This is a genomic window from Streptomyces koelreuteriae (assembly GCF_018604545.1).
GTDB lineage: Bacteria > Actinomycetota > Actinomycetes > Streptomycetales > Streptomycetaceae > Streptomyces > Streptomyces koelreuteriae.
On sequence record NZ_CP075896.1, the window covers coordinates 7,481,457 to 7,507,532 of the forward strand.

At 69.1% G+C, this 26,076-nt stretch carries 24 protein-coding genes and 2 pseudogenes; 20 read left to right on the plus strand and 6 right to left on the minus strand.

Going from position 1 to position 26,076, the window contains the following annotated elements; genetic code table 11:
* Nucleotides 1–7: 7 nt before the first annotated feature.
* The 5 genes from KJK29_RS33800 to KJK29_RS33820 all read left to right on the plus strand — a co-directional run bounded on the left by KJK29_RS33800 (nucleotide 8) and on the right by KJK29_RS33820 (nucleotide 4,438).
* Nucleotides 8–637: a bifunctional 4-hydroxy-2-oxoglutarate aldolase/2-dehydro-3-deoxy-phosphogluconate aldolase gene (locus KJK29_RS33800; protein ID WP_215122960.1), complete on the plus strand. Its 630-nt coding sequence runs from the start codon at nucleotides 8–10 to the stop codon at nucleotides 635–637.
* The gene (locus tag KJK29_RS33805) at nucleotides 634–1,608 is read left to right on the plus strand and encodes a sugar kinase (protein WP_215122962.1); all 975 of its coding nucleotides are present in this window, start codon (nucleotides 634–636) and stop codon (nucleotides 1,606–1,608) included. The genes KJK29_RS33800 and KJK29_RS33805 overlap by 4 nt, the downstream gene beginning before the upstream one ends.
* 15 nt (nucleotides 1,609–1,623) lie before the next feature.
* The gene (locus KJK29_RS33810) at nucleotides 1,624–2,520 is read left to right on the plus strand and encodes an SMP-30/gluconolactonase/LRE family protein (protein WP_215122963.1); all 897 of its coding nucleotides are present in this window, start codon (nucleotides 1,624–1,626) and stop codon (nucleotides 2,518–2,520) included.
* 1,055 nt (nucleotides 2,521–3,575) lie between these two features.
* Entirely contained in the window at nucleotides 3,576–4,112 is a 537-nt protein-coding gene (locus KJK29_RS39035) for an RHS repeat-associated core domain-containing protein (protein ID WP_251057998.1), read from the plus strand.
* Nucleotides 4,113–4,252: 140 nt separating this feature from the next.
* Complete coding sequence (locus KJK29_RS33820) at nucleotides 4,253–4,438, plus strand: hypothetical protein (RefSeq protein ID WP_215122964.1); 186 nt, start codon at nucleotides 4,253–4,255, stop codon at nucleotides 4,436–4,438.
* 198 nt (nucleotides 4,439–4,636) lie between these two features.
* Here the strand turns inward: KJK29_RS33820 and KJK29_RS33825 are convergent, their stop codons facing one another.
* Nucleotides 4,637–4,984 carry a transposase family protein gene (locus tag KJK29_RS33825; RefSeq protein ID WP_215124548.1) on the minus strand — a complete coding sequence of 116 codons (348 nt, stop codon included), beginning with the start codon at nucleotides 4,982–4,984 and terminating at the stop codon, nucleotides 4,637–4,639.
* A 100-nt stretch (nucleotides 4,985–5,084) separates the two neighbouring features.
* Nucleotides 5,085–6,224 carry an FAD-dependent monooxygenase gene (locus tag KJK29_RS33830; protein WP_215122965.1) on the minus strand — a complete coding sequence of 380 codons (1,140 nt, stop codon included), beginning with the start codon at nucleotides 6,222–6,224 and terminating at the stop codon, nucleotides 5,085–5,087.
* Nucleotides 6,225–6,397: 173 nt separating this feature from the next.
* Here KJK29_RS33830 and KJK29_RS33835 point away from each other — a divergent pair, with 173 nt between their 5' ends.
* The 3 genes and pseudogenes from KJK29_RS33835 to KJK29_RS33845 all read left to right on the plus strand — a co-directional run bounded on the left by KJK29_RS33835 (nucleotide 6,398) and on the right by KJK29_RS33845 (nucleotide 9,546).
* A complete protein-coding gene (locus KJK29_RS33835; protein ID WP_215122966.1) occupies nucleotides 6,398–6,733 on the plus strand; it encodes an ArsR/SmtB family transcription factor in 336 nt (111 codons plus the stop codon).
* 298 nt (nucleotides 6,734–7,031) lie between these two features.
* Nucleotides 7,032–7,813 (plus strand): annotated as a pseudogene (locus KJK29_RS33840) (transposase family protein).
* A 755-nt stretch (nucleotides 7,814–8,568) separates the two neighbouring features.
* Nucleotides 8,569–9,546: a hypothetical protein gene (locus tag KJK29_RS33845; protein ID WP_251057999.1), complete on the plus strand. Its 978-nt coding sequence runs from the start codon at nucleotides 8,569–8,571 to the stop codon at nucleotides 9,544–9,546.
* Between the two features lie 15 nt (nucleotides 9,547–9,561).
* On the opposite strand, the gene KJK29_RS33850 is transcribed toward KJK29_RS33845, so the two are convergent.
* Entirely contained in the window at nucleotides 9,562–10,098 is a 537-nt protein-coding gene (locus tag KJK29_RS33850; protein WP_215122967.1) for a dihydrofolate reductase family protein, read from the minus strand.
* A gap of 46 nt (nucleotides 10,099–10,144) precedes the next feature.
* Between KJK29_RS33850 and KJK29_RS33855 the strand changes: the two genes are divergently transcribed.
* Nucleotides 10,145–10,642 (plus strand): hypothetical protein, encoded by a 498-nt coding sequence (locus KJK29_RS33855; RefSeq protein WP_215122968.1) that lies wholly within the window; start codon nucleotides 10,145–10,147, stop codon nucleotides 10,640–10,642.
* A gap of 637 nt (nucleotides 10,643–11,279) precedes the next feature.
* Here KJK29_RS33855 and KJK29_RS39510 read toward each other — a convergent pair.
* Nucleotides 11,280–11,390 (minus strand): annotated as a pseudogene (locus KJK29_RS39510) (IS982 family transposase); the annotation flags it as partial.
* 336 nt (nucleotides 11,391–11,726) lie between these two features.
* On the opposite strand from KJK29_RS39510, the gene KJK29_RS33860 reads away from it, so the two are divergent.
* Complete coding sequence (locus tag KJK29_RS33860; RefSeq protein WP_215122969.1) at nucleotides 11,727–12,398, plus strand: snapalysin family zinc-dependent metalloprotease; 672 nt, start codon at nucleotides 11,727–11,729, stop codon at nucleotides 12,396–12,398.
* 286 nt (nucleotides 12,399–12,684) lie between these two features.
* Here the strand turns inward: KJK29_RS33860 and KJK29_RS33865 are convergent, their stop codons facing one another.
* Both KJK29_RS33865 and KJK29_RS33870 read right to left on the minus strand, forming a co-directional pair.
* Complete coding sequence (locus tag KJK29_RS33865; protein ID WP_215124549.1) at nucleotides 12,685–14,433, minus strand: DUF2264 domain-containing protein; 1,749 nt, start codon at nucleotides 14,431–14,433, stop codon at nucleotides 12,685–12,687.
* A gap of 133 nt (nucleotides 14,434–14,566) precedes the next feature.
* Nucleotides 14,567–15,331: an SDR family NAD(P)-dependent oxidoreductase gene (locus tag KJK29_RS33870; protein ID WP_215122970.1), complete on the minus strand. Its 765-nt coding sequence runs from the start codon at nucleotides 15,329–15,331 to the stop codon at nucleotides 14,567–14,569.
* Between the two features lie 115 nt (nucleotides 15,332–15,446).
* Here KJK29_RS33870 and KJK29_RS33875 point away from each other — a divergent pair, with 115 nt between their 5' ends.
* The 10 genes from KJK29_RS33875 to KJK29_RS33920 all read left to right on the plus strand — a co-directional run bounded on the left by KJK29_RS33875 (nucleotide 15,447) and on the right by KJK29_RS33920 (nucleotide 26,072).
* A complete protein-coding gene (locus KJK29_RS33875) occupies nucleotides 15,447–16,082 on the plus strand; it encodes a bifunctional 4-hydroxy-2-oxoglutarate aldolase/2-dehydro-3-deoxy-phosphogluconate aldolase (protein WP_255961316.1) in 636 nt (211 codons plus the stop codon).
* Nucleotides 16,079–17,023 (plus strand): sugar kinase, encoded by a 945-nt coding sequence (locus tag KJK29_RS33880; protein WP_215122971.1) that lies wholly within the window; start codon nucleotides 16,079–16,081, stop codon nucleotides 17,021–17,023. Before KJK29_RS33875 ends, KJK29_RS33880 begins: the two co-directional genes overlap by 4 nt.
* The gene (locus KJK29_RS33885) at nucleotides 17,020–17,928 is read left to right on the plus strand and encodes an SMP-30/gluconolactonase/LRE family protein (RefSeq protein ID WP_215122972.1); all 909 of its coding nucleotides are present in this window, start codon (nucleotides 17,020–17,022) and stop codon (nucleotides 17,926–17,928) included. Before KJK29_RS33880 ends, KJK29_RS33885 begins: the two co-directional genes overlap by 4 nt.
* A gap of 201 nt (nucleotides 17,929–18,129) precedes the next feature.
* Nucleotides 18,130–19,362 carry an MFS transporter gene (locus tag KJK29_RS33890; protein ID WP_215122973.1) on the plus strand — a complete coding sequence of 411 codons (1,233 nt, stop codon included), beginning with the start codon at nucleotides 18,130–18,132 and terminating at the stop codon, nucleotides 19,360–19,362.
* Between the two features lie 70 nt (nucleotides 19,363–19,432).
* Nucleotides 19,433–20,608 carry a mandelate racemase/muconate lactonizing enzyme family protein gene (locus tag KJK29_RS33895; protein ID WP_215122974.1) on the plus strand — a complete coding sequence of 392 codons (1,176 nt, stop codon included), beginning with the start codon at nucleotides 19,433–19,435 and terminating at the stop codon, nucleotides 20,606–20,608.
* Between the two features lie 106 nt (nucleotides 20,609–20,714).
* Nucleotides 20,715–22,193 carry a glycoside hydrolase gene (locus KJK29_RS33900; RefSeq protein WP_215122975.1) on the plus strand — a complete coding sequence of 493 codons (1,479 nt, stop codon included), beginning with the start codon at nucleotides 20,715–20,717 and terminating at the stop codon, nucleotides 22,191–22,193.
* Nucleotides 22,194–22,263: 70 nt separating this feature from the next.
* Nucleotides 22,264–23,556, plus strand: coding sequence for an ABC transporter substrate-binding protein (locus tag KJK29_RS33905; protein ID WP_215122976.1), 1,293 nt, complete (start codon nucleotides 22,264–22,266; stop codon nucleotides 23,554–23,556).
* 5 nt (nucleotides 23,557–23,561) lie between these two features.
* On the plus strand, nucleotides 23,562–24,509 hold the full coding sequence (locus KJK29_RS33910; protein ID WP_215122977.1) for a carbohydrate ABC transporter permease: 948 nt from the start codon (nucleotides 23,562–23,564) through the stop codon (nucleotides 24,507–24,509).
* Nucleotides 24,506–25,330: a carbohydrate ABC transporter permease gene (locus KJK29_RS33915; protein WP_215122978.1), complete on the plus strand. Its 825-nt coding sequence runs from the start codon at nucleotides 24,506–24,508 to the stop codon at nucleotides 25,328–25,330. The genes KJK29_RS33910 and KJK29_RS33915 overlap by 4 nt, the downstream gene beginning before the upstream one ends.
* 76 nt (nucleotides 25,331–25,406) lie before the next feature.
* Nucleotides 25,407–26,072, plus strand: a complete 666-nt coding sequence (locus KJK29_RS33920; protein ID WP_215122980.1) for a GntR family transcriptional regulator — start codon at nucleotides 25,407–25,409, stop codon at nucleotides 26,070–26,072.
* Nucleotides 26,073–26,076 lie beyond the last annotated feature (4 nt).

Below are 26,076 nucleotides of genomic sequence, written 5' to 3' on the forward strand. Positions count from 1 at the left end.
TCACACCGTGAACCTCGTGGAAGCACTCCGAAAGCATCGCCTGCTGGCAATCGTGCGCGGCAACGACCCTGGCGCCGCCCTGCGCACCGTACGCACCCTCGTCGAGGAGGGCATCGAGGCCGTCGAGGTCTCCCTGACCACCACCGACGCCCTGGCGGTGATCAAGCAGGCGCGCGCCGAACTCGGTCCGGACGCGCTGATCGGCGCCGGAACCGTGCGCACGGTCGCCGACGCCGAACGCGCCGTGGACGCCGGCGCCTCGTACCTCGTCACGCCGGCACTCGTCGACGGCCTGGGATCGAGCGAGGTCAGCGACGTACCCGTGCTGATGGGCGCCCTGACGCCGAGCGAGATCGAAGCCGCCCTCGCCCGAGGAGCCGACGCGATCAAGCTCTTCCCCGGCTCCCTCGGCGGACCGGACTATCTTCGGGCCCTGCGCGACCCGTTCCCAGACGTGCCCTTTGTGCCTGTCGGAGGAGTGGACGCTTCGGCAGCACGTGCCTATCTCGACCTGGGTGCGGTCGCCGTCGGTGTGGGCTCGCCCCTCGTCGGGGACGCAGGCAACGGCGGCGACCTGGGCCGACTCCGGGTCCGTGCAGCCGAGTTCCGCAAGGTGATAGCGGGGGAGACGCCATGACGGCACCGGCCGACGGCGCCGCACCGGACGTCGTGACCTTCGGCGAGACGATGGCCGCGCTACGAGCCGGCGGCGCACTGCGGCTGGGCGGCAGCCTCGGACTGTCCATCGCGGGAGCCGAATCCAACGTCGCCATCGGCCTCGCCCGGCTCGGACACCGGGTGCGATGGGCCGGCCGGGTCGGTGCCGACGAACTCGGCGCGCTGGTGCTGCGCACACTCCGCGCCGAGAACATCGACGTCGGCCACGCGGTGACCGATGACACCGGCCGCCCCACGGGACTGCTGCTGACCGAACCCCGCCTGGGCACCTTGACCCGCGTCAGCTACTACCGCGCCGGCTCCGCGGGGTCGGCCGTGTCACCGGCCGACGTGTTGCCCACGCTGACCCCCGGTACCCGTGTCCTGCACCTGACCGGTATCACGCCCGCGCTCAGCCCGTCGGCCGCCGAGGCCGCAGTGGCCGCCGCCACGGCAGCCCGTGAGGCGGGCATCACCGTGTGCCTCGACGTCAACTACCGGTCGCGGCTGTGGACCGCCGACCGTGCCCGCACGGCTCTGAGGCCACTCCTGGCCCGCACCGACCTGCTCATCGCCTCTGAGGACGAACTGTCGCCGGCACTGGAGCAACCCGCCGCGGACGAATCCGAGGGTGTGCGCAGGCTCTTGGACGAAGGTGTCACCGAGGTGGTCATCAAGCGCGGCGCGCGCGGAGCGACCGCCTACACCGCCCACGAGACAGCTGACTGCGCGGCGCGGATGGTGGATGCGGTCGACCTGGTCGGCGCGGGCGATGCCTTCGTGGCCGGATACCTGTCGGGACATCTCGAAGGCTCCACCGTCCCGGCCCGCCTGCACCGGGCCGTCACCACCGCGGCCTTCGCCGTCGCCACCCGGGGCGACTGGGAGGGCCTGCCGACGCGGGACGAACTCGGCCTGCTCGACGAGCCGGACGGCACCACCATCCGCTGACGGAGGAGAGCGACCATGGCAGCTGCCGCAGAGGCGACGACGACGGTCACCGTCCAGGGCGATTACGAACTCGCCGAAGGGGGACGCCGGGTCGGCGACCGGTACGTGTACGTGGACATTCTGAGCGGCCGGCTCTTCGAACTGCGCGACGGAGCGGGCCAGGTACCGCGCCAACTGGCCCGGCTGGACGTGCCCCTTGGCGCGGTCGCCCCGGTACGCCACCGGCCGGACGCATGGATCGCCGCCGCGGGCACCGGGATCGCACTGCTCAGCGCCGACGGCGCGGTGGAATGGCTGGACCGTCCCGAGGACCGCACCCCTCTCCCCAGCCGGATGAACGACGGCGTCGCGGATCCCGCCGGTCGCTTCTGGGCCGGCAGCATGGCCTACGACGGCACCCCCGGCGCGGGTTCGCTGTACCGCACGGATCACGACGGTACGGTCGTCCGGGTGCTGGACGGCCTGACCATCGTCAACGGCCCGGCGTTCACGGCCGACGGCAGGACCCTGTACCTCGCGGACACCGCCGCCGGAATCATCCACCGCTGCCGGGTCGACCCTGCGACGGGTGACCTCACCGGCCCGGAGACCTTCGTCCGCTTCCGTGGAGAAGAGGGCAGCCCCGACGGCATGACCGTCGACGACGAGGACTGCCTGTGGGTCGCGATGTGGGGCGGTGGCGCGGTCCGCCGCTACGATCCCACCGGCCGTCTGCTCCACACCCTGACCTTGCCCGCTCCTCAACCCACCTCCGTATGCCTGCACCCCTCGGACCTCCGCATCCTGATCACCACGGCCCAGCACGGGCTGAAGGACCCGACGCCGGCTTCGGGAGCGGTGCTCAGCGCTCCCGCACCAGCCAAGGGTCGGGATGCCTGTTCCTGGCACGGGGAGATCCCGGCCTCGCGATAGGGACCCACGGCGTACAGCGCGGAGGCTGCGAGTTGAGGTCGCTCGGTTTCCGGATGTCGAGATGGGCCAGCTTCACCCGCTTGCTTCGAGCTTTCCGCTCCATGCCGACCGGATGTTGCAGGCCATGCACCGATACTCTTCCGCCTGCCTTTGCTTGACCAGAACGCAGAGGTCCTCGGCCATGCCGGAGAACCCCTCGACACATGAAGAAGAGTCTCTGGAACCCGGACGGTTCGCCGACTCCGCCGTGCTGTTGGCGGACTACTTCAGGGTCCCCGAGGAATCGACCCCACCGGCAAGACCGACTACACCTGGGACAAGGCCGGCCGCCTGGACTACCTGACCGCCCCGGACGGCAAGAAGACCGACTTCGACTACAACGACAACGACAAGCGCACCAAGACCGTCTACCCCGGCGGCACCACACAGTCGCTCACGATCGACGACAACGGCCGCCCCGAAGCCATCAAGACCACCTCGGGTACGACCGCGCTGATCGACCTGTCGTACAGCTACAAGAACACCGCGGGCAAGGACACCACCAAGATCCGCACCCGCACCGACAACCTCACCAAGTACAAGACCACCTACGACTACGACTCCCAGGACCGGCTGCGCTACGCCCTGGAGGCCGACTCAGCGGGTGCCCGCAAGGCGTCGTGGCTGTACTGCTGGGACAAGGCCGGCAACCTCACCTCCCAGGACGGCAGTAAGAGCGCCTGCCCCCGCGGCACGACGTACACCTACGACAACGCCTCGGAACTCACCGGCAGGAACGGCTCCACCACGGGCTGGTCCTACGACAAGCTCGGCAACGAGACCGCCGCGGCGAGCGGCACCGCCCGCACAGGCGAGTCCTGGACCGACTACAGCCAACTGTCCGGCATCACCGCAGGCGGCAAGACCTACGACCTGGTCCACGCGGCACCTGCAACTCCGAGCGCACCAAGCTGGGTTCGACCTGGTTCCACCACACCGCGCGGGGTCTGGCGTCCACGACCACGAACGGCGTCGACACCGGATTCATCCGCGAACCGGCGGGCACCTTGAACTCCATGACGACTGGGGGGAAGTCCTCCTACTACCTCACCGACGCCACGGGCAACGTCCTCGGCCTCGTCGACGATGCGGGCAAGCGCACCCACACCTACGCTTACGGCCCCACCGGCCTGCCCCGCGGCACCACCACCGAGGCCACCCCCCAGCCGCACCGCTACACCGGCGCCTACCTCGACCCGACCGGCCTGTACAAGATGGGCCACCGCTACTACGACCCCACCCTCGGCCGCTTCACCCAGCCCGACCCCTCCGGCCAGGAGAAGAACCCGTACCTCTACGCCGCCGGCGACTTCATCAACAACAGCGATCCCACAGGACTCTTCAGCCTGTCCGACGCTCTCGATACAGGGGAGAAGATCTTCAGCGCTGCCACAGGATGTCTTGCTGGAGTCGGGGCTGCGGGTGAATCCGGAATTCTCACAGCGGCGACGGGCTTCTTCGGAGCGCCAGGTGGTGTGGCGGCCGGGGTCCTCGCCTGTGGCGCGGGTGCAGGGGCAGCCTTGATTGGGGCAGACATCATCTCCTATGGGTAACAAGCGCATGAGAGGAATCAAGGCTTAAGGCAACAGGAGCCACAGGGAGCGTCGTCGAGCGGTGGCTCCGTCTCCGGACTGTCCTCGACGGCGCTTCTGGCGCAAGCCGTTCGTCACGGAACGTAGAAGAGAAGGGTGCCATGTCCATCAGCCCGGCCAAGAAGTTGACAATATTCGTAGTAATCGGCACCGCCTTTGGACTGTTCTGCATCATCCTGGGCGTCCTCAATCAGAACTATGTACTAGTGGGCGCCGGAATTCTTGCCGCTCTCGGAGGGCTGGCACTGACCACCATGGCCATTTCCCGCCATAGGCAGAGAAGGTGAGAGCGAGTTGGTAGTGGTCGGTAACGGCTGACTCCCGACCCATCAGCTGGCCGCGAATTCGGATAGGGCTCTGGGATACGCGGGAGGGACGCGTCGTTGAGCAATGCGATCAGGAGAGTACGAATCTTTCCCGCAATTTCGATCACCGGCGGAATATGTGCGTGCGTTGCTGGATCACTCACTGAGCCCTTTCCAACCTCAGGTTGAGGCGTGACGAAGGGCGGGGATGGTCTTCACGATGGCGGTGACTCGGTTGGTGCTACAGCGGAGTTTCCGCGCGAGGTGCCAGCCCTTCAGAGCGGCCATGGCTTGCTCGCCGAGGCAACGGATCCGGGCGTGGGTGCTGTTGTGCCGACGTTGTCGCAGCTTGATACGCAGGCCGCGGAAGTGCGCCCGGGTGGTGCCGCCGGCGCCTTGATACGCCTTGTCCGTCCAGCACTTCACCTCCGCGTCGCGGGTGGTGTAGTCACCGACAGCACCGGTGTCGTGGCGAGCGCCGGGAACGGTGGGTGAGGCCGACAGCAGTCGGCCTGCCGCATCGGCGATGGCCTACCACGCCGGGTTCGTCGGACATGGCGGCGCCGACCCGGTTGGGAGCTATAGGGGAGCTGCGCACCGGCCGGTGACCGGTCGGTGCGGGCTCGGTCTACCGGTTCGCGGCTTCGCGAGAGGCGATCCGGTTCTTGCGACCGACCGCGCGGCCCACCGCGTTGCGCACCGCGAGGCCCGGCCGGGTGCGGGGCACCATGAGCCTGGAGAGCAGACCGACGCGTCGCTGCCGCGGGCCTACCTCACGGCGGAGCCGCGACTCGTAGGCGGCGAAGGCGCGGGCGTGGTCACCGGGATGGGCAGCGAGCTCTTCTGCGAGGGCGTACGCGCCCGTCATCGCCATGCTGGACCCGTCGCCCAGTAGGGCTGTCGCCGCCGCGTCTCCGAGCAGTACGACCCGTCCGCGGGACCACGAGGGCACCCGGATGGTGGTCAGGGGGTCGAAGAACGGAGCTGGGTGGTCGAGGAACGCCGCCACGAGTTCTGGTGCCCGCCACCGCACGTCGGCGTAGGCGTCGGCCACGGTCTGCTTGTGAAGGGCGATGTTCTTGCGGTCGTGGGGCGCCGGCTGTGCGGCCCGGAAGGTGAAGATCGCGAGCGGGGTGGTCCGCGAGGGGTGGACGACCAGCATCCGGTTCGGCACGGTCAGCATCGTCATCTCGCTCGGGTCCTCGATGGCGTCGGGTTCCAGCGGGACGGTCGCGCCGTACAGGCCCAGGTCGCTCGCGAACTGCCGCTCGGGTCCGAATACCAGGCGCCGTACGGTGGAGTGCATCCCGTCGGCGCCGATGACCAAGTCGAAGCGCCGTGGCGCGGACCGCCGGAAGGTGACGTCCACCCCGCCTTCATCCTGGTCGAGAGCGGTGACCGTGTCGTCGAACAGGAACTCGGCCTCGGTCTGCGCCGACCGGTGGAGCAGCTCAGACAGGTCGGATCGGGTCACCTCGACCGTCGGCGCCTTGTCCGAGGTGAGCGGGAGTTGCAGGATTCGCCTGCCGCCGGGGTCGAGCAGGGTCAGCGACCGATTGCGGGTGGCGAGCTCGCGGAGCTGCGGGAGGATGCCCATGCGCTCGGCGACCGGGATCGCGGGCCCCTTCACGACGATCGCGCTACCACCGGAGCGCAGCTGCCGGGCGTGTTCGACGACTGTCGGCCGGAATCCATTCCGGGAGAGCCAGTAGGCGAGTGCGGGCCCTGCGATTCCGGCACCGACTATCAGCACCTCGGGCTTCTTCATGACGATGACCTCTCGGAGTGTCGATGACCAGGTGCCCGGCGAGTGCCGGGCCGGGTCTGAGGGAGCGGCGGCACGGGGCGGTGCAACCGGACCAAGGTACGATCAATTTCGTACCTCATCAGAGAAGCGCGTCCTTCAGGTACGATGCAAGTCATACCTGAAGGGGGTGCCGCGTGGCCGGGAGGAACCTGGTCGGCCCGGAGGCCGATGCGCTCGATCTGGGTGCGGTGTTTCGTGCCCTCGCCGACGAGCACCGTCGTTCGGTGATGACGCAGTTGTCCGCCGACCGCAGCGACAGCGAGCGGGGCTGCAACTCGTTCGATCTTCCGATCTCGAAGCAGACCCAGACCCACCACTTCCGGGTCCTGCGCGAGGCAGGTCTCATTGACGAGATCGACTACGGCAACCGCAAGGGCATCCGACTACGACGCGCGGACATCGAGAAGAGATTCCCCGGGCTGCTCACGCTCCTGGGTGCAGAGTCCCCGGGCGGTACTGCTCCTCGCTGAACACAGCTGAGCACACCGGAAGGAGTCCGAGTCGGCCCTGAGCCGCGAGCTCGACCGGATCCAGCCCGCGCCCGGCTCGCAGGCAGCCGAGTACGACGCGGACACGAATGGATCGGTGTCGCTTCGACCACCGTCCCGCGCTCGTGATCGGCGCCGGACTCTTCCGCATACTCCCTCACGCCCACACCCACTGAGGTTTCCTCAACCTGCGTGCGGAGCAGGGCCACTGGGGGGGGAGGGCGAGGCCCGGGCGTAGAGAAGCTCCTGGTAGAGGGGTGCGTGTCGAGTCCAAGCCATCCTGCCAGGAGCTTTCCGCACGCTCGTCTACCCAGCCGGGGTCGATCTGCCCACCTCCGCTCTGCGCTTCCTCGCCCGTGAGTTGACCGCACGTCGTCTTGCGCAAGGGACACGATGTCGCCGGCCGGCCGCCGGACGGCAGGCGCTGCTCGTGCTGGCTCATCTACGATGCGGCCATACCTACGCCCAGCTCGCCGCCGGGTTCGGCGTGGGCACCACCACCGCCTACCGGTACATCGCCGAGGCCGTCGACATCCTGGCCGCTCTGGCTCCAACCCTCGCCGAGGCGGTGAGGACAGCCTCCGGCAAGGCGTTCGTGATCCTGGACGGCACGTTGCTGCCGATCGGCCGGATCGCCGCCGACCGACCCTTCTACTCCGGGAAACATAAGAAGCACGGCATGAACGTGCAGGTGATCGCCGACCCGGCGGGACGGTTGCTGTGGCCTCGCCCGCGCTGCCGGGATCTGTCCACGACATCAAGGCCGCGCGAACCCACGGCATCATCGGTGCCCTGGCGGAGGCCGGGGTGGATTGCTGGGCCGACAAGGGCTACCGGGGCGCCGGCGGCACCGTGCGAGTTCCCTACTGGGGGCGCTGGGAGACTCTCTCCCCTGGTCAGCGGGCCGTCAACTGCTCACACGCGAAGGTCCGTGCCCTCGTCGAACAGGCCATGGCCACCCTCAAAACCTGGCGACTCATGCGCAAACTGCGATGCTCTACCAGCCGTATCACCAGCCTCGTCCAGGCCGTCCTCACCCTGCACCTGACATGCACAAACTGAGGTTGGAAAAGGCTCACTGGCGACACCGTGCCGATTGTGCTCGGAGTAATCGCAGCGGCAGGTGGAGTGATTCTGGCGGTCTTCGCCTTCTCAGCCCATCGGAAGACCCGCTCCTGACACAAGACTTACAGATCAAGACGGCAGGTGCGAGCACCACCGCCCGCACGAACGAGACGTGGACGGACTGCAACCAGCTCTCCGCACGGACAACTCCGAGCGCACCAAGCTGGGTTCGACCTGGTTCCACCACACCGCACTCGGCCTGACCTCCACGACCACCAACGACGTCGACACCGGGTTCATTCACGAACCGGAGGGCACGCTGAACTCCATCACCGGCAAGCTCGGGCGGCGTCAGCATCGTCTGGCGCTGCCCTGGCTCCTGACTGCCGGACTCCGGCAGGGGGCTCCACTGCGCGGTTCCTCTCACTCCCTGAACCTCCCTGGCCTCGCGGCCGACGCTGATCCCCGGGTGCGGGCGGCGGCCTGTGCCCGGTGGGAGGGCCTCGCTGCGCCGCTGCGGGAGCGGCTGCTGGCCGACACCGACGACGTGGTGCGAACGGCTGCGCTGCTCGCCCACCACGTCGGCGTACCCATGCCTCGCGAGGTTTTCGCCGCCCTGCCCGACCGGCGGCGGGCGCTCGAACGGTGCCGCCTCGCGCCCGAGCTGGAGGCGGAGCTCGTCCGGGACGGGGACGCGGAGGTGCGTCGGGCGTTGGCCGCCAAACCCGTGCCTGTGCCAGCACGGCGTTGCCGTGCTGGCACAGGACCCGCAGGACGACATCCGCTCCGCGGTGGCGCTGCGCCCCGACCTCACCGAGGAACAACGTGCCGCGATGCACTACGACTTCGACGCCACGTCGATGTCGCACACCCTGCCCTGGGTCGAGAACCTCCACGGCGACGCCGACGCGATGCGCCGTCTGGCCGCGTCGTCCCACCCGCTGGTCCGCCGCAGTGTGGCCCGGGCCCGGCACCTCCCACCGGATGTCGTGGCGCGCCTGACGCGGGACGAGGACCGGGCGGTCCGCCTGTTCCTCGCCGAATCGTGCGAGGACGCGCCGGCCGACATGCTGCTGGAGGTCTGGCGCTGGTGGGACGGCAGCTTCAGCCACCCCGGCCGGCCCCGCAACCACCCCAACTTCCCCCGTGTGGGCCTGCTGCGCTACACCGACGACCCCAGCGGGCGGATGCGCCGCCTGGCTCTGGACGATACGGAGTCGACACCGGCCGACGTCGCACGCCTGGCACGGGATCCCGAAGCCGAGGTGCGCCGCCGCGCGGCTGAGGACCCCCGGCTGTCACCGGCCGACGCGGTGCGGCTGCTGAACGACCCGGAGGCTTACGTCCGCGACACCGCGGTGCGCAGTCCGCGGCTGCCAGCCCGCGTCCTGGCCGGGCTGCTGCACGACCGCGACACGGCATCCGCAGCGGTCACCAACCCGGCGATCCCGGTCCCTGTCCTGCACTGCATCCTGGCCGCGGCCGCGGCCAGGATGCGGCCGCGGCAGCCCGGCGCTGAACGCCGACGCTCCGCACGGAGGCCGTGGCGGTCCGACGCTGAACTCCGGCACGCCCACCGGCTTCCTGCTGCGCACGGTCATCACGTCCTGACAGCGCCGCAGATACGCGTTGTGCAGCCAGAAGGCGATCCCGTTGACAGCGCACGGGGCGCGGTCAGCCTCGTGATGGAGAACGTGTCCCACGAGAAGGGGGCCGTGACAGCAGGCTAGTAGTTGCGACCGTGCCTACCTGTGCACGTGGAAGCGCAGCATGGTGACCCCGCCCGACTGGACGTTGCTGAACGGTTCCAGGTCGATCCGGTCGAGGCCCGGCGGTGCGAAGCGGACGCCGTCGCCGAGCAGCACTGGCAGCACGTACACGAGGATCTCGTCGACGAGGCCGCGCTGCAGGCACTGGGCGGCCACGTCGGCTCCGAGAATCTCCAGGTTCTTGTCGCCGGCGGCGCGGCGTGCCGTGGCCACGGCTTCCTCGATGTCGCAGGTGAGGAAGATGACGTTGGGGTCCGGCTCGTCGGGCGGGCGGTGAGTGAGGACGAAATGCGCCCCGCCGTCGTAGTCGGTGTTCTCGTCGGACATGCGCTTGCCGACCTCGAACGTGCCCCGGCCGATGAGCATGGCGCCCGTGGCCGCCATGACCTCCGGGAATGTCGCCGACGTCATGTGCTCGAAGATCCAGTCCATCGTGTGGCCGGGACCGGCGATGAACCCATCGAGGGACATCACCCTGTTCACGACCACTTTGCCGCTGCTCGCATCCGTCATGCGTCCTCTCCAAGCATGTGGAGGGCCGGGATCGCATCATAGGTCGGTGAGCAACATCTTCTCCGGCGGTAGCCACGACCTGGATCTGTCCAATGGCGCCACCGCGGTGTTCATCGACGTGCTGATGCTGGCCGTGTCTGATCTCGCTTCCGAGGACTGGGACTTCCGCTTCGCGGCGCTGCTGACCCTGCAGGACCAGAACGTCATGGGGCGCGGTGCCGTCGGGTTCGACCTGGCGGAGTTCGACTGGGGTGCGACGGAGCGGGAACGCGCCCGCGCGAAGGACTTCGTGCTGCGTGCCACAGCACTCGCGGCGAGCGGACATCGCTGGAGCGAGTTGGGCTACCACCCGCCCCGCGTGCATGACTACCTGCACCGCTTCGCAACCTTGGTGGAGTCCTGCACCCCGCCCGCCGACAGCAGCGCCGCTCGTGGCTTCCCTGGCCCGGACGAGGCCGCGATGGCCTCGTGCGTGCGGCACCGCGTCCTCAGCGCGCTCCCGCTCTGGGACGGCTGCTTCCTCTGCAATCGGCCGTACTACTAGCTCGGCTCGATTCCACCTAAGGAGGTCCGTTCCCGTCGACTTCGGCATCCCCTGGCGGACGGTCTACGGATTGTTCCAGCGATGGCGGGCGAACGGAACAATGGCCCGTATCCATGCCGAGCTGCACGATGATCCGAACCCACGACGGCCTCAATCCCGGCACCGTCGCGGTGATCCTGGACTCCCAGTCCGTAGAGGGCGCCGGGACGGTGGGCCAGGACAGCCGCGGCTTCGACGGCGGGAAGCTGGACTGCAACCTCCGCCAGTGCGGTGGCGTCGATGCTGAGACAGGATCCGGAGTGTGTGACGTCGCGCGGAGCGCTTGCGCTGGTGAGTAGGGTCGGGGTTGTCCTTGCGGAGGTTGGCGGACACCAATAGGGACAATCCCAACCGTCAGGTGCGGTTGAGTTTCCTCGGATGACCTAGGCCGTTTCTTCTGGATCCTCGGGCGGACCAGATGAAGACGGCCGCGATGGGCAGTGCGGCCAGGTAGACGGTGGCGGTCTTCTCGAAGGCTGGCGGCCTGCCTTTGGACCGGCCCGCTGTTTGCGTTTGGCGATCATCGTCGAGATCGACGGCCTCCGGGTCGCGCAGGGCTGCAGCAGCCAGAGGCCAAGAGCCCTCCGAGGCGCGGGCATCATGCCCGCCCCGAGGGGCTGATCCTCCAGATGCCGACGGCGAGGGCGAGTCGTTGTCGGGTGCGGGCGAAGACTCCTGCTGGTGTTCGGCCGCCGTGCTGTTCGAGCATGGTCGCGGTCGGCAGAGCATCGGATTCATTCATCTGGGCCGGGCGGCGCCGAGCGCTGCCTGTCGACGGGCGGCGTGAGCGAGTACGCGTTGAGGGACAAGGCTCCTGCCTCCGCGCCAGCGCGAAACTCGGTGGAGCGAAATGTTCAACTGACCTGCGCTGATTGACAGTTCGGCCCACCTCCACGGGTAAAGCATGGGTAAAGCTGCGGGATCCCCTGCCCGACTGCCAGTCCTCCTCTGTGGAAACTGCCAGAACGCGCGGGCAGGGGAAGGGCGCTGGGGATCCTGCGACCCTCTCCCACGCACTGCGCGCGAACTACAAGGAACCCCACACATGAAGCTCCCCAAGTTGGCGCTCGCCACGGCTCTGGGCGTCGGCCTCCTCGCCTCCGGTCTGTCCATCGCATCCGCGTCCCCCGACACGTCGGGTGACGGATCCGGGCAGCCGGCGGCGACCGACCTCTACACCGCGGGCAAGGACGACAAGGCCGACACCGACGCGTTCATCCAGGCCGTGCTGAAGTCAGCCCTGGCGAAGAAGGAGAACACGACGAAGAGCACGGCCGCCGCCGTCACCGTCACCTACAGCGCCAAGGACGCCCCGCACTTCCGCAAGCAGATCAAGCGCAGCGCCGCAATATGGAACGCGGCCGTGGACAACGTGGAGCTGAAGGAGGGCAGCAATCCTGACTTCACCTACCGCGAGGGCAATGACCCCCAGGGGTCGCACGCGAGGGTCGAAGGCAACGGCAAGGGCTACATCTTCCTGGACTTCGAGCAGACCAAGGAGTTCAGCTCCACCCGGGTCACCTCGCACGAGACCGGTCACATCCTTGGTCTGCCGGACAACCGCACAGGCCAGTGCTCGGATCTGATGTCCGGCGGCTCCGCGCCGGCCGACTGCAAGAACGCGAAGCCCAGCGCGGAGGAGGCCGACGAGGTCGACCGGCAGTGGGCCCAGGGCCAGAACGAGTGGGAGCAGTGGCTCGCCGCAACTGACCGCTGATCCAGGGGATCCGGCGTTGCCGGCCACCGAGGAGCGCACCTAGTCCGGCGCGCGTAGCGCAGGCCGGGCCCCGCCCCTCGGACGGCCGGCCGATCCTTCAGCCGGCGTGACCTGTTCCGGTGCAGTCGGCCGACGTGTGGCCGGCGGTGCCGGAACAGGTCCCCGTCCACGACGAGAAGAGCCGTCGGCAAGTGCCGACGAGCGCGAGATCGCCGTGGGGGTGCCCACGGTATGGTTCGGGACTCTTGCAGTGGCTGTCCTGCTCCGAGCCTGCCGCGCAGAGCCCTCATTCGCGCACAGTGACGTCCACGCCCGATGCGTCCAGCCGTACCCCGATCCCGGCTCGACCGCTCCAGTGGACCTCGAGCCCGCCGACGCCGTCCGCTCGCACGGACACCAGCTCGGTCAGCGGCAGCGGCAGCGGCAACGGCAACGGATGCGGCAACGGATCCGGATCGGCGGTCAGTCGGGCCAAAGCGACGAACAGGGCGTCCCCCTTCCCTGTGACCCCCTCGACCCCCGTGACCCCTTCGACCCCTGCGAGGGTGCCGGTCAGGCCGATAGCAGGCACAAGCTCGGCCCTGAAACCCTCCCGCGGCGCCCATCCCGTAAGCCGCACCCGCGTACCCGGCGGCGCACCGGCGACAAGAAAGGCCCGTACCTCCACCGCCCCCTCGGCGAGGACCACGCTGGTCACGGTGATGCCGTCGCGCACGGTGTGCCGGGAGGCGATCCACCCCTCACCCGTGCCGAGCGGCTCGATCTCCGTCCGGGTGGCGTCCCCGCCGACGAACACGCTGTTGTCGTACGACGGTGCCGGCACGGTCGCGGTCGAGTAGGCCAGACGGGTGTACAACGCCGCGTAGCGGGTGTCCTCGCTGCCGTGGTTGTGCAGCCGTACCAGGCCGTCCGAACAGGTCGACACCAGCAGCCAGTTGGGCGCGGGCAGGGACGTGACCCGGTCGGCACGCTCGACCTGGGCCTGCTGTTCCGGTGCCGTCCACACCTCGTGGTCCGGCGGCAGCAGCAAGCCGAGGAAGCCCTTGCTCGCCCAGTAGGGGGAGGCCGGGCCCGAGTAGGTCTGTACGAGCGACTCGTCGGGACCGAGCCAGCCGAGTGGCAGGAGACCTCGCTCGTCGACCGCCCCGCCGTCCAGGAAGTACCGCAGGGCGCCGGAGCCCAGTCGTCGTGTCTCGCCCGGGGACAGCGGAGTGTGCCCGGTCAGCGCGCCGAGCCAGAGCGGGGCCGTCGTGGCGAAGCGATAGGTCAGGGAACGGCCCTGGAACACGGGGGCGCCGTCGCCGCCGAAGAGCCGGGCGTAGTCCTCGAGGTGCTGGGACAGCCGTCCGCCGTACAGGGAGAGCAGTGCGCTGTCGTCGGCCAGCCATGCGTGCAGGACCGGGTACAGGTGCATGGCCCAGCCGTTGTAGTAGTCGAACTTCCGGCCGTCGCCGTCCGTGTACCAGCCGTCGCCCCGGTACCAGTCCTCGATGCGTTCCAGGCCCCGATCGATCGCCCGGCGCGCCGCGTCCGGCCGGTGGCCGATCTCCTGGAGGAAGCCGCCGACGGTGACGGGGAACAACTCCCAGTTGTTCGGCCGGGGTTCTGCGGTGAGCGCGTCCGACAGCCAGTCCGCCGTCCGCTCGCGCACCCGCTGCTCCAGGCGGTCCCACAGCAGCGGCCGGGTCAGCCGCAGGGCGAGAGCGATCGAGGCGGCTTCGACAAGCGGCTGGCTGTGGTCCTCGATCCGCGGCCATACGCCGCCGGGGCCGGTCGCGAGGCCCTCGGCGTAGCGGCCGAGAAGGGTCTCGTCCTGACGGAAGGCGGCCAGCAGCAGTGTGCGGGCGTACCCCTCCAGGCCGTCGGAGAGGCGGCCCGCCTGGCTCACATGGCTGCCGGGCAGGTGATAGAGGGCGCGGTCGGCGGTGGCGTACGGTGCCACGGCGGCGAGCAGGGCATCGGCCGCGGCCTCCCAGTGAGCACGGGTGTAGCCGGTGTACGGGCTGGACTCGCGGTCATCGGCGGGCAGTTCGATCACTGTGGTCGCATTCCTTCCGGGGTGGCGGTGGCCGTCGGGATGGTCTTGTCGTGCCGCGGTGGGACGTCTCCTCCTTTCCTCCAGCGGGCGCCCCGGGGGTCGTACCGCCCTCACAAGGCCTCACAAGGCCTCACAAAGGAGGAAGCCCCATCCGCGTCCGGTGCGCGTCCCGCAGCAGGCTCGCGGGGCTGACGGCCGACGCGCCGGCGTCCAGGACGATCTCGCTGCCCGTCAGCATCGCCCCGTCCGGTGAGGCGACGAAGGCGACCGTGTTCGCGATCTGTTCGGGCTCGCACAACAGCCTCAGGGGATTGCTCTGACGCAGCCGTTCCAGATCGCGCTCGCCGTCCAGCCGGGACTCGGTGGCCGGCGTCCGGACCCATCCGGGGGAGACGGTGGCGAAGTGAATGCCGTACTGGCCGTAGTCGACGGCGAGTTGGCGGGTGAGTGCGGCGATGGCGCCCTTGGACGCCGCGTAGGCGGGAAGACCCGGTGCGGCCGTCCGGTGCAGGACGGAGCCGACCGTGATCACGGCACCGGTTCCCGCCGTCATCATGGCGGGCAGGACCTCGCGTACGTACAGGAAGACCGATGACAGATTGACTGTCATGACGGAGTTCCACTCCTCCAGGCTGGTTCGGTGCAGCGGCCGGCCCTCGGTGATGCCGACACAGTTGACCAGGACGTCCACGGCGCCGCTCGCCGCCTGCGCCACGCGTACCGCCGAGACCACCTCCGCGGCGTCGGTCACGTTCGCGCGTCGATAGGTGACACCCGGAAGTTCGGGGTCCGTGATGTCGACGCCCACGACGCGGAAGCCGTCGGCGACGAAGCGAGCGGCGATGGCGCGGCCGATACCTCCGGCCGCTCCGGTGATCAAGGCGGTACGGGTCATGGGCGGTGCCTCACAGGTAGCTGTCCGTGTCCCCGGGCAGGGCGAGGAGGGTTGAAGTCGGAGGGGAAGAGTATACGATCTACGAAACTCCCTCAATCGTGCCTCGGAGGCATCCGTGCGACCACACGACTTCCTTTTCGCCCTGCAGACCCAACGGGTCATGGCCATCGTCCGCGGGGCGGACCCCGAGGCGGCGCTCGCCACGGTCCTGACCCTCGCCCGGACCGGGATTCCGCTCATCGAGGTGTCATTGAGCGGCACGGACGCGGTGTGGGTGATCGAACAGGCCCGCAGTGTCCTCGGGCCGGAGGCGCTCCTGGGGGCGGGCACCGTGGTGACATCCGAGGACGCCTGGCGGGCGGCCAAGGCGGGCGCGGGGTACGTGGTCACACCCGGCCTCAGTGACGCCGTCGGCACGTCGCGCGCACTCGGACTGCCCGTCCTCGCGGGCGCGGTGACACCCACGGAGGTCGCGGCCGCGCTCGCGCAGGACGCCACCGCGGTGAAGCTCTTCCCGGCCGGGGCGGTCGGCGGGGTGGAGCTGCTGCGCGCGCTCCGGGCGCCCTTCCCCGACGTTCCGTTCGTGCCCGTCGGGGGCGTCGACGTCGTCCGAGCACGCGAGTACCTGGAAGCGGGCGCCGTCGCGGTCGGTGTCGGCTCCCCGCTCGTGGGGCGAGCCGCCGACGGCGATTCCAGCGGACTCGCCGGACGGGTGCGCGCCTTCCGTGCCCTGACCGGGGTGGTGGCATGACCGACGTACTGACCTTCGGAGAAGCGCTGGTCACGCTGCGCGCCGACCGGCCGATCCGCAGCGGCGGAGCGCTGCACATGTCCGTCGCCGGAGCCGAGGTGAATGTCGCGATAGGCCTCGCCCGCCTCGGCCACCGTGCGCGCTGGGTGGGATGCACGAGCCGTGACGAGTTCGGAGCGCTCGTGCTGCGCACGTTGCGCGCCGAGAACGTCGACGTGGCGAACGTGGAGCAGGCCGAAGGGCCCACCGGGCTGGCCGTCTTCGAATCCCGCATCGCGGATGTCACCCGCGTGTCGTACCACCGGTCCGGGTCCGCCGGTTCGCGGCTGACTCCCCGGCACCTCAAGGCACCCCTGCGCGAGGGGGCCAGGGTCGTGCACATGACCGGCATCACCGCGGCCCTGGGCCACGGACCTCTACGGGCCGTGCGCACAGCTGTGTCGGCCGTGCGGGCGAGCGGAGCCACGCTCTGCCTGGACGTGAACTATCGCGCCAAGCTCTGGTCCCGGGAGACGGCCACCGCCGCACTGCGCCCGCTCGCGGCGCAGGCCGACATCCTGGTGGCGTCCGACGACGAACTAGCCCTGGCCGCGCCGGGCGGCACCGTGACCGAGGCGCAGCAGGTGGAGGCCCTTCTGGCGTGCGGTGTCCGGGAGATCGTCGTCAAGCGGGGGGCCGAAGGCGCCGAAGTCTTCAACGCCTCGGGTGCCGTTGCCCGCCCCGCCCTCGACGTGCCCGTGGAGGACACGGTGGGGGCCGGGGACGCCTTCGTGGCCGGCTATCTCTCGGCCCTCCTGGACGGCGAGCCCATCGACCGGCGCCTCGAACGCGCTGTGACCCTGGGCGCGTTCGCGGTCGCCTCCCGAGGAGACTGGGAAGGGCTTCCCGTGCGGGAAGAGCTCGGGCTGGTGCACGCCGTTCCGGGCAGCACGCTCCGATGAGGGCGGCAAGGGTCGCCAGGCGGTGGCGGCCCTGTGTCGCGGACCGGTATCAACTCGCCGAAGGCGCCCGATGGTTCGACGGCCGGCTGTTCTTCGTCGACCTTCTCCGCGGCGACCTGTACAGCTGCCGGGAGAGCTCCGGTGGCAGGCCGGAGCAAGTCCTCGGTCTCGGTGTGCCGCTGGGGGCGGTGGCGCCTGCCGCCGTCGGGCGAAGGCGGGGCTGGATCGTCGCGGCCGGCGTCGGCATCGCGCTGACCGACGGCCGCGGCGCACCGGAGTGGCTGGCGCGGCCCGGCGACAGAGCCGACCGGGCCATGCGGATGAACGACGGAGTCTGCGATCCGGCGGGCCGGTTCTGGGCCGGCAGCATGGAGGTCCACGCCGCACGGGACGCGGGCTCGCTCTACCGCACTGATCCCGACGGCACGGTCCACGAGGTGCTCGACCGTCTCACCGTCCCCAACGGGCCTGCCTTCACCGCGGACGGACGGCTCATGTACCTGGCCGACAGCGCCCGCGGCACCATCACGCGCTATGCGGCGGACCCTGTCACGGGTGCGCTGGGCCCGCCCGAGCCGTTCGCCGAATTCACGCTCGCTGAGGGCCGTCCCGACGGCATGACGGTCGACGATCACGGCAACCTGTGGGTGGCGCTCTGGGGCGGGGGACGCGTCCTGTGTCTGGGGCCGGACGGGAGGCGTCTACGCACCGTGCGCCTGCCCACGCCCCACGTCAGCAGCATCGCCTTCGGCGGCGGCCGGATGTATGTGACGACGGCTCTGCATCGTCTGGAGAGGCCGGGGTTGCTCGACGGTGCCGTGCTCGCCAGCGCGACCGCCGTGACGGCGCCACCGGCGCTGCCGTTCGGGGCGACGCGGCCGGCTCATGCCCCGGCCGAGCCGTAGAGCCCCGCCGGTCACAAGCTGAAAAATTTCCCGCCGCACCTCTGGACGTTATTTCGTATACGGAATACCTTCAGCCTTCGCTGGATGTTCTTCCTGGCGTCCGGTCTTCCTCTCTAGGCGGTGTACGTCCCCATGAGCACGTTCTCGACCCCCAGATCCCCGGCGGTGAGCCGGCCGGAGCCCGCCGGCCGGCGGCGCACGATGGTCGCCAGCACAGTCGGCACGGTGATGGAGTGGTACGACTTCAATCTCTACGGCCTGGCCTCGGCGCTGGTCTTCGGCCCGCTGTTCTTCGGGTCGTCGTCGACCGGCGCGACCCTCGCCTCCTTCGCCACCTTCGCGGTGGGCTTCGCGGCCCGCCCCGTCGGCGGCATCGTCTTCGGCCACATCGGCGACCGGGTCGGCCGCAAGTACGTCCTGCTGGTCACGATGCTGGTCATGGGCCTGTCGACGGCGCTGGTCGGCATGCTGCCCACACACGCGATGATCGGCGTCGGGGCCCCGATCCTGCTGATCGTCCTGCGCATCGCCCAAGGCATCGCGGTCGGCGGCGAGTTCGCCGGGGCGACTCTGCTGACCGTGGAGAACGCCCCACCGGGGCGGCGCGGCCTGTACGGAGCGATCCCCGCGATGGGCACCGGAGCGGGCTTCGTCCTGGCCAGCGCCGTCTTCGGCCTGATCTCCCTGCTTCCCGAGGACGCCTTCCTCCAATGGGGCTGGCGCATCCCGTTCCTGCTGAGCTTCGGCCTGGTGATCTTCGGTGTGTGGGCCCGCCGCGGTATCGAGGAGACGCCCGTCTTCGCCGAGTTGGAGGAGCAGGACGACAAGGTCCGCTTCCCGCTGCTGCACACCCTGCGTACCCAGCCCGGCGCGGTCGTACGGACCATGGGGATCACCGTCTCCGGGTTCGTGTGGGGCTACCTGATCCAGGCGTTCACACTCGCCTACGCCACCAGCACGCTGGACATCCCGAAGTCCACACTGCTGTGGGCCATCGCCCTCGCCGCGACCCTGGAGATCGGGGCGATCCCACTGTGGGGGCTGGTCTCCGACAAGATCGGCCGGCGGAAGACGGTCGCCCTCGGCCTGCTCGCCACCGCCGCGTTCGTCCATCCCTTCTTCCAGCTCCTGGAGACCCGCAGCACTCCGCTGGTCTTCCTCGCCTACGTCATCGCGATGCCGATCTGCAAGGACATGGTCTTCGGGCCCCAGGCCGCCCTGGTGGCCGAGCAGTTCGACGCCAAGGTCCGCTTCAGCGGTGTGAGCACCGGCCGTGAGATCGGTGGCGCGCTCTTCGGCGGCACCGCTCCCTTCATCGGCACCGCCCTGCACGCCTCGACGGGCTCGACCGCCCCGGTCGCCCTGTACGTCGTCGCCGGCTGCGTCGTCACCCTCGTCGCGGTCTTCACCGGGCGCGAGACCGCCCGCGACTGACCGGCACCCGCACCGACGCCGGGCGGCCGCCCACCCGCCCGGCGGCACGATCCACTGGAGAAACCACCTCATGTCCTCGCACCCCGTGCGCATCGCCAAGATCGAGGCCCTGGCCCTGTCCGCCAGCTTCGACGAGCTCTACGACTCACCGGACGACGTGCCCGACTGGCTGCGCTACCCGGCCTCCAGCCACCTCGTCCTGCCACGGCGCGGCCAGTACGCCACGCTGGTCAAGGTCCATGCCGAGGACGGCACGGTCGGCATCGGCGAGTGCTACGGGCTCCCTTCCCCCCAGGTCACCGCGACCGTCGTCACCACCGTCCTCGCACCGCTCCTCATCGGCCAGGACGCCCTCGCGACCACCGCGGTCTGGGAGCGCCTCTACCAGGGCCAGGCGGCCGGCGGACACAACCGCGGCTTCTACCTGGAGGCCCTGGCCGGGATCGACCTCGCCCTGTGGGACCTGCGGGGCAAGCTCGCCGGTGTCCCCGTGCACCGCCTCCTCGGCGGCCCGGTCCGGGAGCGGATCGACTGCTACGCCAGCCCGGTCGCCCTGCACGCCGACCCCGCCGACTCGGCCCGCCAGGCCCTCGGATTCGTCGAGGAAGGATTCAAGGCCCTCAAGGTCAAGATCGGCCGCGGTGAGCGCACGGACCGCGCCCATCTCACCGCCGTCCGCGAAGCGGTGGGCGAGGACATCGACATCCTCACCGACGTGAACTGCGCGTACGACCTCGACCAGGCCACCCGCGTCGGCGGCGTCCTGCGCGACCTCGGCATCTCCTGGTACGAGGAGCCCCTCCAGGTCGACGACCTGGCCAACCTCGGCGAGCTGCGCCGCCGTACCGGCCTCACGATCGTCAACGGCGAGACGCACTTCACCCGCTTCGACCTGCGCGACTCGCTGCTGAACCGGGCCATCGACGTCTTCATGCCGAACGTCGCCCGTTGCGGCGGCTTCACGGAGGCCACCCGGCTCGCCGCCCTCGCCTCGGCGTTCCACGTCGACATCGCCCCGCACGGCGTCGGTTCGGGAGTGAGCCTGTGCGCGGCGCTGCAGCTCTGCGCGGCCACCCCGAACCTGCGCACCTACGAGTACAACCGCCTGCCCAACCCGATCCGCGAGCGCATCCTCACCGACCCGCCCGAGTTCAGGGACGGCGCGCTGACGGTCCCCCAAGCTCCCGGCCTGGGCGCCGAGATCGACGACGACGTCGTCGACCGCTACACAATCGCCCGGTTCTGACCCACCGCCGGGTCAGCGGCGTCCGGCCACGGGACGGCCGGGCGCCGCAGCGAAGTACTTCCTCCATCCGCCTCTCAGACACCTGGCTTTCAAAGGAGATCGCACAGTGTCCACACACCGAAGCCGCCCGAGCCGCAGGAAGATCATCGGCGGAATCGCCGCAGCGGGAGCCGTCGCCGCGGTCAGCCCCTTCGCCGGGGCCTTCAGCGCCCAGGCAGCCGCCTCCGGCAGCTATGTCATCCGGTACGACAAGAAGCGTCAGCAGACGATCCTGGGTCTCGGGTTCGAGATCCAGTCCGACTCCATCGGCTCCAAGAACGACGGGCTGCCGAAGGCCGTCAGCGCTGTACCGTACGACCTCACGCAGTCCGAGCGAACCCGGTTCTACCGGCAGATGCTCAAGGCGGGGCGTTCGGACCGCGGCTTCCGCTACTGCCGCCTCGCGATGGGCCTCTACTACCGGGGCCTCGACGACTCACGCCGCCATATGCGCGGGCGCTACCCCGAACAGGACGAGCTGCTCGCGGACATGATCAAGCAGGCCGGCATCGAGGGCACCTCCGTCGAGTACTGGTCCCCGGCACCGGCCTTCAAGAGCAACAAGTCCTACCTCGGAGGAGGCAGGCTCGCCTCCTTCGCCCGCAAAGACCTCGACGCGCTGGGCGACGCCATGGTGGCCGACCTGGATCACCTCACCGGCAACGGCATCCCGGTGTCCATGTGGGGACTGCAGAACGAACCCCGCCACAACAACATCCAGAATTATTCGCACTGCCACTACAACGCCGACCAGTACCTGGCCGCCTTCAAGGCCGTGGCGCCCAAGGTCCGCGCCAAGTACCCGGATGTCATGATCATGGCGGACAGCATCGACGGCTGGTCCGGAGCCATCGGGAAGAAGCTCTCCAAGGACCCCGACGCCATGTCCCACATCGATGCCTGGACGTACCACCGCATCGGTACCGACAGCAACGAGCAGATGACCAGGAACTTCCGGTCGGGTGCCGCCGGAAAGCCGGTCTTCAACAACGAGTTCGAGTACCTGGACTTCAAGACCTCGGACTGGCGCTGCATCAACACCGCCCAGTCGATCATGAACTGGATGGTCTTCCAGGACGCGCCCACCTGGTTCTGGCTCCACGCCCTCAAGCCCATCGGCAACGGCGAAGGGGCCGGCTACTCCCTCGGCTTCTGGCGCCCGCCGTCCGACAAGGACTTCTCCCGCTACCCGGACCTGAAGCCGGGTCACTGGACCTGGAACCCGCAGAACTGGAACGCCGTCGCGGGCTTCGTGAAGTACATGCCGTGGGACTCCGTGCGCTACATGGTCGACGAGTCGAAGCGACTGTCGGACCAGCGGATCATGGCCTGGAAGACGCCTTCCGGCAAGGAGGTGTTCGCGATCACCAACCGCTCCGAGACCGAGTCGTTCACCTACACCGTGGACACCCAGACCTCCGCGTCGTTCGAGGGGCACCGCTACGGCCCGAAGACGAACGACCAGCGGATCGGCTCCAAGAAGGGCCCCAAGCTGACGCTCACCGTTCCGCCGCTCTCGATCGAGTTCTGGGTTCGCGGCGCCTGATCCCTCGCCTCCTCTCGTCCACATTGGAGAACGCACCATGGCACGACCCCGATGTCGTTGGCTCACAGCCGTGTCCCTGGCGTCCGTATCCGCGATCACCGCCTCGGCCTGTTCTCCCTCCTCCGGTGGCTCCACCGGGTCGGCGGGTGACGGCAAGGGAACGGTCGAGTTCTGGTCCATGCCCTACTGGATCGGCCAGGACGACAAGGTCAAGGAACTCGTCGACGACTTCAACGCGTCGCAGAGCGATGTGAAGGTCAACCTGACCCAGCTCGAGTGGAAGGACGGCCGCGAGAAGATCAAGCAGGCGATCGCCGCCGGCAAGGGCCCTGATGTGTGGCTCATGAACAACGGCCTCGAACTCGACTACCTCAAGGCCCGGTCCCTCGCCCCGCTCGACAAGCTCGGCTACACCGCCGCCGACACCGCGCGGTTCAGCGACCTCGTCGAGGTCAACGAGTACGAGAACAAGCTGTACGGCGCCCCGCTCTACTTCGACGCCGGCGTCATGCTCTACCGCACCGACGTTCTCAGGAAGTACGGCTACGAGAAGCCTCCCGCCACCTGGGAGGAGCTCAAGCGGACCGCCTCGGCGATCACCGAGAAGTCCGCAGCGGACGGCGGCAAGATCAGTGGCTGGCAGTTCAAGGGCATGGACGACCACGTCAACGCCATCAACTCCACCTGGGAGAGCTTCCTCTGCCAGGCCGGCGGCAGCCTGACCTCGCCGGACCACAAGAAGTCGACGCAGCACACCGAAGCCGGCAAGACCACGATGAACTACATGCGCTCCTTCTACCAGGACAAGACGTCCCCGGTGGGAACCAGCGCGCTCAACGGGTTCATCGACGGCAAGGTCGCGATGTTCTCCTTCTTCCAGTCCGTCATCGCCAACGTCGAGGCCGGCGGGGACAAGACCGAGGGCAAGTGGGCCGTCGCCCCCATGCCCAAGGGCCCCGAGAGCGGTTGCTCCATGGTCGGCGGCCACAGCCTCGTCGCCAACGCCCAGGGGCAGGACCTCAAGGCCGCCGGCACCTTCATGAAGTGGCTCGCCTCGCCCGAACGCAGTGTCCGGTACATGGACTTCCACGCGATCTTCCCGTACGACCCCGCCAAGATCGATCCATCCGTCAAGGCGACGTACGACAAGAAGATCGCCGGTGATCCGAGCTGGAAGCCCATCCTGGAACAGGCGAGCCGCAACTCGCCCGACCTGGTCCTCCAGGACCGGCACGGCTGGGCCACACGGTGGGAGGCCCAGAAGTCCGCGATCGTGGCCGGAGTGAACGGCCAGCTGCCGGTGGACGAGGCACTGAAGAGCGTCGACGGCGAAGTCGGCAAGGCACTGGACGCGGAGCAGTAGAAACGATGCACACCGCGACCGAGCTTTCGCCGAAGCTCACCTCGGACCGTGCGGGCGGCCACCCCGACCGCCCGCACGGCCCCGGGCGCCGCCGGCGCAGGCCCACCGGGGCGCTGGCAGGCTGGCTCTCCGTGGCCCCCGCCCTGCTGGTCATCCTCGGCTTCACCTTCTATCCCATGGTCCAGTCGATGCTGCTGAGCACCGACCGGTGGAACATGCTCGGCCCGAAGCAGTTCGTCGGCGCCGAGAACTACGCCACGATCCTCGGGCCGGGCACCTTCCGCGAGAGCCTCCTCAACACGCTGGTGTTCACCCTCCTCACCCTGGTGGGCACCTACGTCCTGGCCCTGGCCACCGCGATGGCCGCCAACCGTGAACTCGCCTCCGCCCGGATCGTGCGCACCATCACCGTCCTGCCGGCCGTCATCCCCATGGTGGTGGCGGGCCTGATCTGGAAGTGGCTCTACGAACCGGACCACGGACTGATCAACACCCTCATCGGCCTCGCCGGCGTGGACGGAGCGCGCTGGCTGTTCGACAACGACCTCGCTCTGCCGGCCGTGGCGCTGGTCAGCGTCTGGAAGGACTTCGGCATCTACGCGTTGATCCTCCTCGGCGGGCTCCAGCGCATCCCCGCCGAGCTGTACGAAGCGGCCACCATCGACCGCGCGGGGCCCTGGCGGCAGTTCCGCTCGATCACCCTGCCCATGCTCCGCCCCGCCGCGGCGGCGGTCTTCCTGCTCCTCGTCTTCAACTCCTTCAAGGTCTTCGACCAGGTGTGGGTGATGACGGAGGGCGGGCCGGGCACCTCGACGCTGACCGTCGTCACGTTCATCTACACCAAGCTGCTCACCGACGTGGGTGTCGCCTCGGCGGCCTCGGTGGTGCTGTTCGTGATCCTGCTGCTCATCACGGTGATCCGGCTGCGTCTGACCTCCCGGGAGGAGTCATGACACGTCGTCCGGCCGAGGGGCTCCCCAGAGCCCTGTGGCTCTGCCTCATCAGCGTCTTCGCGGGACTGCCCGTCCTGTGGATGGTGCTGACATCACTCCAGCCCATGGAGGAACTCCTCGGCACCAGCGCGCGGCTCGTCCCGGCCTCGGTGAGCCTCGACGCGTACCGCGAGGTCATCACGAGGTTCCCGTTCTGGGAGTGGTTCGGCAACTCGTTCCTCGTCGCGGCCGCGGTCGTCGCGGGCAACCTCGTCTTCGACACGCTCGCCGCCTACGGGCTGAGCCGGATCAGGTTCCGCGGCAGACAGGTCGTCCTCACCCTGATCCTCGCCACGCTGATGATCCCGACCCAGGTCATCCTGGTGCCGCTCTACCTGATGATGCGCGACCTCGGCTGGATCGACACCTACTGGGCGCTCATCATCCCGTTCCTCGCGAGCCCGGCCGGCATCTTCCTGCTCCGCCAGCACTTCGTCACCCTGCCGATGCAGCTGGACGAGGCCGCGGCGATGGACGGCGCCGGCCGGTTGCGCACGCTGTGGAGCGTGCTGCTGCCGAGTTCATGGGCCGCGCTGGGGACGGTCGCGGTGCTCAAGTTCATGTGGACATGGGGAGAGTTCGCCTGGCCCAGCCTGGTCACCAACAACGAGCTGATGCGGACCCTTCCGGTCGGACTGGCCCGCTTCCAGAACCAGTTCGCGCCTCGCTGGGACCTGCTGATGGCCGGGTCGGTCATGGCGGCCGTCCCCGTCGTGCTGGGCTTCGTGCTCCTGCAGCGCCTCTTCGTCCGAGGACTGACCGGCGGCGCAGTGAAGGAGTGAGTAAGGAAGCGGCCGACGGCCAGGTACAGGGATCCCGCCGGGGCCCGGCTAGCCGGATATCGGATACGATGGACGGATGGTGGAAAAGGCCTGGGTCGGGCGACTGCCCGCAGTGAAGAGCAAAGCCGATCTCGTCTACGACAGTCTGCGAGCGGCCATCGCCGAGGGGCAGCTGCGCCCGGGCGAGCGCGTCAACATGGACGAGCTCGCCCGGGACTTCGGCGTGAGCAAGATCCCTGTCCGCGAGGCGGTCAAGCGGCTGGAATCGGAAGGACTGCTCGTCGCCCGAGTCCATGCCGGCGTGACGGTCGCCGAGGTCGATGTCACCGAGATGAGGGGCGTCTTCCTCGCACGTGAGGCCATCGACGTCCTGGTGGCCCGCCTCGCGGCCGAGAGCGCCGACGACAAGTTGCTGACGAGGCTCGAGGAGACTCAGCAGGCCATGCGCGCGGCGCTGGACGAAGCCGCCCTCGACCGTCTGCCGGAACTCAACACGGACTTCCACCAGGCGCTCGCCGGAGCGACCGGATACCGCATCTTCGGTGAACTGACCGAGCAGCTACTCATGACCATCCGGCGCTATCGCATCGTCGCGCCGACCGACCCGGTCAACTGGCGTGCCGTGATCGAGGAACACGACACCATCATCGAGGCCTTGCGCACCGGCGACCCCGCCGCCGCGGCCGAAGCGGCGCGCGCCCACACCGTGTCGCAGGCGCGCCACGAGGTGGAGAGCGACTGAGGGA